Source organism: Acinetobacter sp. SFA, from assembly GCF_001647535.1.
GTDB lineage: Bacteria > Pseudomonadota > Gammaproteobacteria > Pseudomonadales > Moraxellaceae > Acinetobacter > Acinetobacter pecorum.
In genome coordinates this window covers 97,208-109,023 of sequence record NZ_LSZI01000003.1, presented here as the reverse complement: position 1 = coordinate 109,023, position 11,816 = coordinate 97,208, and the positions used below count along the sequence as shown (strand labels likewise).

The 11,816-nt window shown below is 39.2% G+C and carries 7 protein-coding genes; 1 reads left to right on the top strand and 6 read right to left on the bottom strand.

Annotated features, from left to right (window positions below; all coding sequences use genetic code 11):
* The first annotated feature begins 68 nt into the window (after window positions 1-68).
* Entirely contained in the window at window positions 69-4,736 is a 4,668-nt protein-coding gene (locus AY607_RS02770; protein ID WP_171255266.1) for a capsular polysaccharide synthesis protein, read from the top strand.
* A 116-nt stretch (window positions 4,737-4,852) separates the two neighbouring features.
* Here the strand turns inward: AY607_RS02770 and AY607_RS02765 are convergent, their stop codons facing one another.
* The 6 genes from AY607_RS02765 to AY607_RS02740 all read right to left on the bottom strand — a co-directional run bounded on the left by AY607_RS02765 (window position 4,853) and on the right by AY607_RS02740 (window position 11,790).
* The gene (locus AY607_RS02765) at window positions 4,853-5,983 is read right to left on the bottom strand and encodes a GT-D fold domain-containing glycosyltransferase (RefSeq protein ID WP_064096923.1); all 1,131 of its coding nucleotides are present in this window, start codon (window positions 5,981-5,983) and stop codon (window positions 4,853-4,855) included.
* 144 nt (window positions 5,984-6,127) lie between these two features.
* Complete coding sequence (locus AY607_RS02760) at window positions 6,128-7,450, bottom strand: glycosyltransferase family 2 protein (protein WP_064101700.1); 1,323 nt, start codon at window positions 7,448-7,450, stop codon at window positions 6,128-6,130.
* 77 nt (window positions 7,451-7,527) lie between these two features.
* Window positions 7,528-9,213: a polysaccharide biosynthesis/export family protein gene (locus AY607_RS02755; RefSeq protein ID WP_064101699.1), complete on the bottom strand. Its 1,686-nt coding sequence runs from the start codon at window positions 9,211-9,213 to the stop codon at window positions 7,528-7,530.
* Between the two features lie 3 nt (window positions 9,214-9,216).
* A complete protein-coding gene (locus AY607_RS02750; protein ID WP_064101698.1) occupies window positions 9,217-10,314 on the bottom strand; it encodes a capsule biosynthesis protein in 1,098 nt (365 codons plus the stop codon).
* Complete coding sequence (locus tag AY607_RS02745; RefSeq protein ID WP_064101697.1) at window positions 10,304-10,966, bottom strand: ABC transporter ATP-binding protein; 663 nt, start codon at window positions 10,964-10,966, stop codon at window positions 10,304-10,306. The genes AY607_RS02750 and AY607_RS02745 overlap by 11 nt, the downstream gene beginning before the upstream one ends.
* On the bottom strand, window positions 10,963-11,790 hold the full coding sequence (locus AY607_RS02740; RefSeq protein ID WP_064101696.1) for an ABC transporter permease: 828 nt from the start codon (window positions 11,788-11,790) through the stop codon (window positions 10,963-10,965). Before AY607_RS02740 ends, AY607_RS02745 begins: the two co-directional genes overlap by 4 nt.
* Between the last annotated feature and the right edge of the window lie 26 nt (window positions 11,791-11,816).

The following is an 11,816-nucleotide window of genomic DNA, read 5'->3' as shown; positions in this document are numbered from 1 at the left end:
CACAAAATGAGGATTTCAAAACCGCTTTAACAGCAGAATCTAAGAAAAATTATGACGAAGCACTGAAATTGTATGAACAGTGTAAAAAAGATTTTGCTAATGATGCATTACTAGATTTAAAAATCGCAGGGATTTATGAAAAGAAAAATGATAAAGAAAAATCTCGACTCATTATCAACCATGCAATAAAAAACACCCTGCATGCCAATTATGATGTGGAAGCAGCGTTTAAGATCCACCCATCGCTATTATTAGAACGTCATCTCATGGCGGAATTTATTATTCAAAATAAATCCGAGATTAAGGAAAAAATCAGAGAAAACTTAAGTATAAAAAAAATCAATCAGAATAAAGCTTTTGTTTTCTGGGATAATCCAGCAACCGCTCCTGCTGTAGTCAAGGTGGCATTAGAAAGTCAAAAAAAATATATTGGTGAGGATTTTGATTTAATTATTTTGACTAAAAATAATTTATCTGACTATGTCAGAACTCCTCCACATATCGAAAAACTGATTAATTCTAGTCCTACTCACTTTTCAGACTGGCTAAGAACAGAATTACTTACCAAATATGGGGGTGTCTGGCTAGATTCAACCTGCCTGCTGACCCAAGATTTAAGTCATTCATTACAGGAAATCAAAAAGCAAAACTGTTTCTTTTTTACTTATAGCGGTTCTCGAGTAGGCAACTGGTTTATTTATAGTTCCCCGAATTCCTATGTCCTGAATGCAATCCATACCGTCTTGAACTTATGGTGGAAAAACCAAGAAAGTTTAACCAATTATTTTATGTATCATGACATCGTTGAAATGCTGTATTGGACGGATGAAGAATACAAAAATGAATGGGATAACATGCTTAAAATCCATCCCAGAAAAGCGCTACAACTCAACCAAAGTCTCGCAAAAGAATTTAATCTTGAGCGCTTTAATGAAATTATAAATGACTTTTTCATCCATAAATTGACTTATAAGTTTGATAAAAAACTATATAATACAAATAGTTTTGTTAATTATATTTCCGATTTACCTAAAATAAATTTGAGTCTGGATATTCTGGAAAATAAATTATCAGAGCAGAAAAAGCAAAAATATAGCTGGATCTTCTCTTCTTATAACTGGCAGGGTAATCCTAAAGCTCTATTTTTATATATGAGTCATAAATACCAAAACTCCCATGAGTGCTGGTGGATTTCAGAAAATAATGAAGAATATGAAACCCTAAAAAAACTTGGCCTTAACAATATTCTTTCTGCTAAAGATAAACGATGCAAAGCTTTATTTGCCGAGTGTGATGTCTACATCACTGAAAATTTTAGAGAGAAATATCCTGACAACCTGCCGGCAACGACAAAAGTCATTAATACTTGGCATGGGGTGGGTCTTAAGCATATTGAATTGGCACTTGGCCCAGAATCCATTTTAGCAGACAGTATTGTTCGCAAACATATCCGAAATTTTAAGCTTTACCGTAATCAGTCTTATTTCCTTGCCACCTCTCCTGCAATGGAGGATCACTTTATTCAAGATACCATTATAGAGCGGTCTCAAATTATCAGAGGGCCTTATCCTCGTAATATCGTTTATGGTCAGGTACAAAGTTATGATATTAATCAGCTGATCAATAAATCCCATTACCGGAATGTTATTCTGTTCGCCCCCACCTACCGCATCAAAAAAATTAACGGGGTGCTGAGTGAACTGATACCGAGCTTTGACTTATTATCTGCTGCAATAGCAGAAAATAATGATCTACTGATCATTAAAGTCCACCCGTTTATGAGAAATGATCCCTATTTTCTCGAGATCCAGCAGCAGTATTCTGACTCAGAACATATTATGTTCTGGAATGAAAATTATGATATCTATGAAATCTTTCATCTGATTGATATTGCAATTATCGACTATTCAAGCATTTTTTATGATCTGCTTGAAGCCAATGTTAATAAGTTCATTCGATATATTCCCGACTATCAGGAATATTCAGATACTTTAGGATTTATTGGTGATTATTTCAAATTCACCAGTGGTGTGGTTTCAGACAGCTTTGAGCACCTGCTGCAAACACTTTCTCAAGAAATACCGCTAATTGAAAATAAAGATGAGCTACTGGAGTATTTCTTTTCCTATTCTAAACAAAAGACTCTGGATCAGCTCATTGCAGAAATTGACCAGCTAAAAACATTCGCAGTCCAATATAAAGAATTACACAGCTTTGATGTATTCGACACACTGATTCACCGCAAAACGCTTGCTCCATTTAGTATCTTTGCGCGTATGCAACAGCAGCTTACGCATTCAGAGCTAAATTTCCCGCAGATCTTCAAAGACGACTGGGTGCAAATCAGGCATAAAGTCGAAATGGATGCGCGCGATATGTTTAGAAAAACAACGTTTGAGCGCAAAACTGATCAAATTGAAATTTCACTCGATTTGATTTATGAGCGCCTTCAAAATAATTATTTACTCACGGCTGAACAAACTGATTATTTAAAAACACTCGAAATTGAGAATGAAATTTCACATGCTGAGCCCATGCAGCCCCGTATTGAATTTCTGTTAAATCTGCAGGCGCAGGGACAGGATGTCATCTTGATTAGCGATATGTATCTTCCGGAAAGCGTGATTCGTACCATGTTGCATCAGGCGGATTCCCGTCTGGATAATATTCCGCTGTATCTGTCCAGCAGTACCGGTTATCAAAAATCAACAGGGAAAATCTACAAACATATTTTCTTTGAAAAAAAATATCAGTACGAAAAATGGGTGCATTATGGCGACAATGCACATGCAGATGGTGCAGTTCCAAGAAAATTTGCAATAGAAACCCGTGTACATCACATCGACAGCTTTATTCCATTTGAAAGCAGACTCATTCATTCTGCTCCAAATTCCTGTAAATACGAAGCATATCAGCTGGCTACGCTCATGCATCGTTATCGGCAGAATAAGTTAAGCTCTGATAGCAGTATCAGCAATTCCGAATTTGAAAAAAGCTATTATGCCTATGCCTATGCAGGTTCGCTTCTGGTGCCTTATGTACACTGGACTATCCTTGATGCCCTAGAACGTGGTTATGAAACACTTTACTTTATTTCCCGTGATGGCCATTACCTGAAACTGATTGCTGATGCCCTGATTGAGAAGAATAGTTATCCAATAAAAACAAAATATATCTATGGCTCTCGCAAAGTGTGGCGCCTTCCCTCTTTCATCCATACAGTTGATGATGAAATGTTTGGCCCTTTTGGTAATTTTGTCGGTATGGACAGTTTTCAGGATCTGGTGCGAGCAAGCTATTTGTCTGAAGATGAACTTCTGGCACTTTTTCCTGAATTTGAAAGCTTGAAACAAGCCAGACATTTACGGGGCGAAACTGCTGAAAATATCCGCAAGACATTGTGCAACTCGGAAATTTACCGCCAAAAAATTCTGGCACTGGCAGCAGAAAAACGGGTTATCGTAAATCAATATTTACGTGAAAATATCGATTTCTCCGAGAAATTTGCTTTTGTAGAATTCTGGGGAAGAGGATATACCCAAGATACCTTTACTCGCCTGTTAACGGATGCTGCCGGGCACGCGCTTACCAATCCATTCTACTATATTCGTAGTTTCAGTCCTGAGACTGGCTCTAATCTTCGCCATAATTTCGTCCTGGCGCCTGTAAACTTCTCGTATTTTGAGCCTCTTTTTGCCAGTACTCCTTATGAAAGTATATCGGAATATCAAAAGGTCAATGAATCGGTAGAAGCAGTGATCGTACCAAGACTCAATGACTATTATGAATTTTTCCAAAAAGGCCTAATTGAATTCGCAGAAGATTATCTCAAAATCGAAACAGAGGAACCGGCCAGCTTTGCACGCATCTTGAATGAACATAGTTATACGTATCAGATGAAAGAGTCTAGTGACCAGTTCATTTGTAATGTCTTTGCCAAGTTAGAAGACAACATTTCAAGTTTTGGTGAAATGAAAGAATATGCGCCAGTTCTTTCCATCCAACAGCTTGAATCAGTCAGAGATAAAAAAGATCTGGACCAGCTCACCAGTTCTGCTGCGATTTCACTTTCCCGAAGTCATCAGGATGTTCGGGCTTATTATCAAAAAATCTTTCAAAAGATGAAATTACCCGCAGTGAATTCAACCGGGATTAAATATGTTTATCCGACGAATAATCTTGAAAACTATATTCGTGCTGTCGAATTCCCGATTCGGGTAGTTGCCATCCAACGGAACTCCATATACTTAGATATCGGATTTCGTAAAGACTCCAAACGCCAGGATCAATATTTGGCACAAGGAGAAATCTTTGAGGTTATTGCGATTGAATGGCTCACCAATGGCATTCCACGTTTAGTGACCCAACAGGGTTATGTCACGGCACACAGAGATTGGGTACTGCCCTTAAAAGAAGCAGAAGGGATTTATGTTCGTAAGAATGCATTGGGCGAATATGAAGCCATAGCGCAACCTATCACCACCAAAGAGAAATTAAATACCATGAAAAACAAACATATTGAGCAACTGATGAGTCTTCTGGAAAAACCTTATAAAATCCTTAATAAAAATGGAGATTTTGAACATATACAGCGTAAGTGGGGCAAATTTACCCGTAATCCGCATCAATTCTTCGCTGATGCAAAGAATGAAAAACTGATTTTGCTCAAGCACTGTTTTGATGAAAATACCAAAGTAGGTAAAACCCTGACGGGATGGATCCGTCGCAATCTATAAACTTTATCCAAGTATTTTCTATATTTTAAACATCTCATATCAAGTTGATGAGGTGTTTAAAATTATCACTTTATTTAAAACTAAAAACTGATGAAAGAGATTAAATAAAATTTATATCAATATGGAATTCCTTCCGGTGTAACTTTATTTAAAAATACAGTATCAAAACTATTATTTAAATGACCAATATCTAAAGCTCTTCTCCCCTGACGATGTAATCTTGCAGACAGTACGGTTCCAGTCGGGCCAAGTGCTATCAAAAATATATCAATATGTTTTTTTCCAAGACATTTTGCGAGCAGTTGATCTATATCCTGATAGGCATTCTTATTTTTTGAAAGAATATATTCTGCATTTTCAATATTAGAAAAAATTGGGTGATTCGCAGTAAATCTGGAATTTTCACCCGATATAAAACAGATTTTTTTGTCATTCCAGATTGATTTCCACAAGGTAACCATTTCTTGACCATAAAAATAAAAAGCCTCAGGTCTGGTAATCATGGCATCACCAATACGATTCTGCTGCAGATAAAACTTGCACTTTGGCCAGTATATCGGCCAAAAATTTTGCCAGAATTTATCTTCAATGAGCAAACTAGGATAACAGACCAGTAAGCCAGTATTCTCACGACTGATTTCTCTGAGTTCCTGCATCAATTTCCAGTCATGTTTTTGAAAACCGCATCCGTTGGTGGTCACCATGCAACGAATTTCACCATCACCAAATCTGGCAATACTCAGCTCCTGTTCTTTGACCATGACTAAGGTATCACGTAATGTTAAATATTTATCCTTTAAGCTATTTGCCATATCTAGATAAATATCATTCAAATACTTATTTGAAGTAACTTGATTAATATTTATTAATTTACTATTTATGCTTTTAAGCAAATAAACTTCATTACTGCTATGCTCTAATAACTGATTAATAATTTGTCTGATTATTTCTACAATATTATCTTTATCACTTAAAGCTAAAAAATCAACCAGCAACTGATTATTAGAAAAAATTTTTGTTTTATGATTTATTTTGCAGTTGAAATGCTGGCAGATATTTTCCCAGCTATTATCATTTCTGAATACTAGGAAAATTTCTTTTTTTTCATTAACATCCAAGGCAAAGTAAATATCATCTTTTTTAATATTAACATAAACTACTTCATTCCTATATATTTCTACTTTTTCTATAAATTGTTCTTTTAGTAAATTTAGCTGCAAAAGTCTATGCATTTCATTTAATTTCATTACATTTTCCTGTATGAAAGTTAAATCAGAGAAAATATTATATTACTTAAAAAACCAAAATTAGATTTAATATATAAATTCTCTGATTTAATAATTTTTATTTTTTAGATACATTTATTTTTATTATATGTTTTAAAAATAACTTTAAATTAACCTTATATTAAAGATCTCCCATGCTTTAACCTCTTTTGCACCCAACTTGAACTCACCCTTCGGGGTCGCAGTAAAATACTGACCATTCTCATAGGCTATACTTATTTGATAATTAATGATGTCATGCAGTTCCAGTTTAAAAAACATTGCCTTCTTAAAAGGATAAGCGACTAAGCGTCCTCTCTTGTCGGTATATAAATATATAACGTTATTAAATTTCTCTACAAACAAATAGCAGACTTTCTGATCAAAATCATAAGCCACCTGCACAAAACTGAGATGAGGCTCTAACTCTTCAGAAAGTGTAGCAAGTTCACATTGTTCTGTTAAATCATTATAGACAAGCGCTGTATGATGGGTCGTGATCAATATTCTTTTATCAAAATTTCCCGCTGTATGCATATCGATCCTATCGATTAGATACAAATCACAGCCTTTTTTTAAATTCTCACTATCAATCACATGCATTAATTTATATGCATCTGACAGGCCCTTTTCTCCATCTTTATTATAGCGGTCTTTGAGATTTTCCAGTCTTCTGACTGACGGTCCGTCCAGATATTTGACATTAAAATTCTTATTTATACGATTCAAGGTCTTTTGTATAAAAAAATGAACGGTCAATGCCTCAAAATGTAATAGCTTAAAATCCTCGACAATATAATTTGTTTTCAATGTAATATCGATGGGATTAAAATTATGTAAGCCAGGCCATTTGAGTGGCTCATCTGCCCGGAAAAAGCATTTACCTGATACGTGACCAAACAATCCTGCCTTATGTATCAGACCCTCAGGATAAACTTCATTCCAGAAAAATACATCACTACGTTTGGTATGATGCTTAAAATATGGAGTTGCGAATACGTCTTGATAGGTTAGAGGTGCATGATTGAGATAGATCGCTTCAAAAGGCTTAATCCGTAGTGAAAAAATATTATCAGGGATGCTATCCAGAATTCTGCTAATCTTTCTTTCAGAATAGATAAATTCATCAATATCTACACATGCTAACCATTTCACCTTGGTTTTGGTCAGGGCATGTATTACATTATGACTTTGTCTGTCTTCTACTCCATCCGGCCTACCCACGAAGTCCAGATTTTTAAATTTATAATCGATACTCCAGAAAGCCTCATCACATATCTGTATATCTATCTGACTATTATCCGAATAGAGATCCTGGATATACCGATCAGCAGGATCATCCAGATAGATAAAAATTTCAGATGCACCCAGCTTAAGATAATGCTGAATAAACATATCTATTAATTCTGGATCTGCTTTTACTGTTACGACTACTGACCAGTTTGACATTTTTATACACTTTAAAATTATTATGTTTAATATTTGAATTGCTCAGCCTGTCTCCAGTTTTAGAGGCAGGCTAATCATTAAAGATCCAACGCGACTTTGGCAGCCACTGCAATCTGATAGATCACCTGGGTGATCCCACGCGTCATCTCGATACCTTTGGTCTGGGCTTTCGGCAGCACTAGAATCTCGTCGCCCTGCTGGATTTTTGCAGTTTTACTGACCAGCTCTGCTCTACCATTCTGCCGGATCACAATCACTTTGGATTTATTCGATTTCTGGCTAAAACCGCCCACCTGCTCGATATAATCCCTGGCATTCAGTCCGTTACTGTATTCAATCCCGTTCGGGAAAGCAACTTCGCCATGTACCATGATGACCGAGGTTTTTTCCGGAATATAGAGGATATCGCCCTGTTCCAGGATCACATTCTGAAAAGAATCCGGATTGAGAACCACCTGTCCTTTAGGCTGCACTTGACGTGCTTTGACGATGAACTGCTTGACCAGTTCTGCATCACGCAAGCGTAAGGTGGCTTCTTCCTGGGTACTGGAGCGGGCATTGAAGGTGGTTTCCTCCAGCTTGTCCAGGGCAACATTCAGCATCTCTTTTTGTCGTGTGGCCACAGAGGCACGGTAAAGCTGTAAGGACTCGACTTCAGCCAAAGCATTAGGCTGCAGTTGTACCAGCACATCTCCGAGTCTGGCACCATAGGGCAATACAATGGCATGGGCACCATTATGTGCACCGTCAATCCGTACCTGAATAGTGCCTGCATAGCGGTCAGCTGTTACGGTAACCACATCACCATCTTCAACCGTGATATTCGGTGCCTGACTCAGCGAATAATATTCACTGCGGTATTCTGTACCCTGCCGACGCTGAATGCTGACATTGGTCGCGCCCGGTTTGAGTTTGGCAAAAGTCAGGGCCTGAGCGAGCGTGATGGCTGGAGAATTAAACTCAAAATCATTCTGGTTATAGACTTCGCCCGAAACATTGAAGGTATGGGTCCGCTGTCCTACCACAATCACATCGCCATCACGAAAGGAAAAAGGCTGAATCTGGCCTTGTAACAGGAAATCATACAAGTCGACCTGCTGCACGGTCCGGCCATTGCGCAGTACCTTGATATTGATATAACTGCCACGTTCCGGATCTACCCCGCCAGCACGGTCCAGGTAAGCAATCACGCTATCATTGGAAACCCCACCATAATTCCCGGGCTGATTGACAAAGCCGGTAACCATGACTTTGACTGGCTGGGCTTGTTCCAACGCAGCATATACGCCCACATTCGAGACATAAATACGCCGTACCTGTGCTTCGACTACCGATTGCAGATTACCGTTTCGAACACCGGCAACCCTGACCGGGCCTACATTGGGAATAAAAATATTGCCTTGGGGATCGACGGTTTGTGTGCCATTAAACTGATAGGCACCCCATAGACGCAAATTGATATTGTCGCCTGGATTAATCTGATAACTGCTATTAAACGTCGAGCCTGCCGTAGAGGCAAAGGCCCCCTTAAAGAGCTGCGAACCAAACATCCGGTTTACTGTCGGGTATTTCATCGAGCTACCGGGAGAAAGCTCAACGATCGATTGACTATTCAGCAGCGTATTATTATTGGTACTGGCTGGCGCCAGATTTAGACTATTAAAATCCTGAGAGATTTCAGCAGGCAGCAGGCTGGAATCCAATGCATAGGTTTGTGCCGCACATGCCAATGATAAAACTGATAATAAAGCAATTTTTTTCATAATTTATTCCCTGTGCTCACGGATAATGGAATGGATCAGCAAACCAATACCAAAAATGATATTCAATAACAGAAATGAGGTCAGGCTGATATACACTTTGCGTGGATATAAAGCTTCCTGCGCCAAACGCGGGGTGGAAATCACGATCAGCTTCTTCAATTTACGTGAGGCTTCCAAACGCGCTTTTTCCAAAGAAACCAAGGAAATTTTATAAAGATCCGCTGCAAATTCGACTTGTGCTTTGAGTGCCTCAAAATCGGCAACATTTTTATTCAGCTTTAAATTATTCGGTGAAGTCAATTTGGCATTTTCGGTATTGATCTGCTGTTGCAAGGCGGCAATCTGGCTACGCAAAGCGATCACCTGGGCGGCTTCCGGGGTCAGATAGCTCAGCAAGGTGCGCTCTTCGGTTTTCAGTTGCGCCAGGCTACTCTGCAGACCTGCAATCAGTGTCGCTACCGCTTTGGCCTGTAATTCAGGATCGAAAATTTCATTCTCATTTTGATATTGAAGGACAGCCCGACGTGCCTGATCTAGCTGTGTAGCGGCATCGCTATACTGTTGCTGGGCAAAGACCTGCTGTTCTTCCGCGATGGCTTGCGAGATTTCATTAATGAAAGCATCACTCTGCTTTAGCAGTTCCTGATTCAGTTTCAGTGAAAATTCTGGTGAAAAACCCTGGTCATGCACATGCAGCATCATGGTTTTTTCATCCAGTTCAACCTTGATCATCTTATTAAAGTATTTCACCAGATCTTCAATCGGTGCATCCTTGGGCAAGGCAAAGATCGGGTCATGAACGGATGAAAATTCTTCACGCAAATTCAGGGTCTGATCCAGCTTCTCAATCATGTCACGCGAAGTGATGTACTCTTTGAGAATCTGTGAATCTTCACGGCTGGTATTGGGCATACCCAGCAAAGCACCGATTCCTGATGCATCTGCCACCGGGGTATCGGCGACCTGCTTTACCAGGACGATGGAAGAAGACTGGTAGCGGTCTTTGGCAAAGGCGAACAGATAAATGACAATGATCACCACCGGGATCAGGACACAGCAGGTATAGGCAACCCAGAGTCGCTTATTTATTTTAGCTTGCATACGCTTTATAGACCTCTACTGCATCTTGCACATTATCAAAATATTCCGCCTGGCCATCTCGCACCAGAAAGGCGACATCACAATTACGGGTTAAATCTTTCAAGTCATGAGAGACCATAATAATATTTGAATTTTCTTTGAGTTCATCCAGCAAAGCCTGACTTTTCTTGCGAAAAGAAGCATCCCCCACTGCACCGGCTTCATCCAGCAGATAATAATCAAAATTAAACGCCATGCTTAAACCAAAACCGATCCGGCCGCGCATGCCGCTCGAATAGCTTTTCATCGGCATATCGAAGTATTTACCAATTTCGGCAAACTCTTCAACGAATTTGACTACATGTTCAACTTCATCATGATTACTCACATAAAGTCTGGCCACAAAGCGTACATTTTGCCGGGCAGTCAGGCTGCCCTGAAACCCCCCGGACAATGCCACCGGCCAGGAAATGGTTTTATTGGTGATTACCTTGCCCGAATCTGCGTAGTCAATTCCGCCAATCACACGCAGCAAGGTACTCTTGCCCGCACCGTTTTTCCCCAACAGGGCCACGCTTTTATTTTCCGGTAAAACCGCATTTAAATCTTTAAACACATAATGCCGTCCTTTGGGTGTGGCGTATGATTTTGTTAGATTTTTCAATTCAATCATTTTGATTTCACCATATGGCGTTCAAAGCGTTTATATAGTAATAATCCGATGAATAAGGAGACAATGATCCATATGACAAAGTAACTCAAACTGATTCCGGGCACTAAACTATAAGTCGGCGCAACCGCATGGCGCATTAATTCGAAGATATGAATCAACGGGTTATAGAGTAAATATTCACGATATTCGACTGGAACAATATGGATGGAATATAAAATCCCGGACAGGAAATAAAGAATTAAAAAGAACACCGAAAGAAACTTGTTCAGTTCCCTGGAAAAATCACCAATCACGATAAAAATCAGGCTACATGCCGTCATGAATAGAAATAACAGCACCCAGTAGCCCAAAAGCTCAGGAATATGTTCAAAACTGATACTGTAACCAAACCACACAAACGCCGTGGTAAATGCAACATAAGCAGTAAATTTAAGCAAAAATTCAAGAACATTTCGTGCCAGTAAGGCATCGATCGGTTTGACCGGACGGTAGCTGAATAATCCCCGGTTGGATTCGGTGGCACTGATCGCCAGGGTAACCCCTGTCCTGAACATAAAGAATGGAATAATGCCGTTAATCAAAAAAACCGGATAATCCATACCCGGCAAGGTCCTCTGCATGAGCGTACCAAACAGCACCACCATAATCCCGATGGTCAGCAGAGGCTCGAGAAAGACCCATAAATATCCCAAACGGTATTGACCAAAGCGGGTTTGTAACTCCCGAAGCAATAATGCACGTATAGATGCATACATCACTTGTAAACCACCTCGAGCTTTAAGTCGCGGGAGTTTTTTTAAGGGCATCTGTGACTGTGATTCCATTATTATTACTTGTAAATTTTTTATGT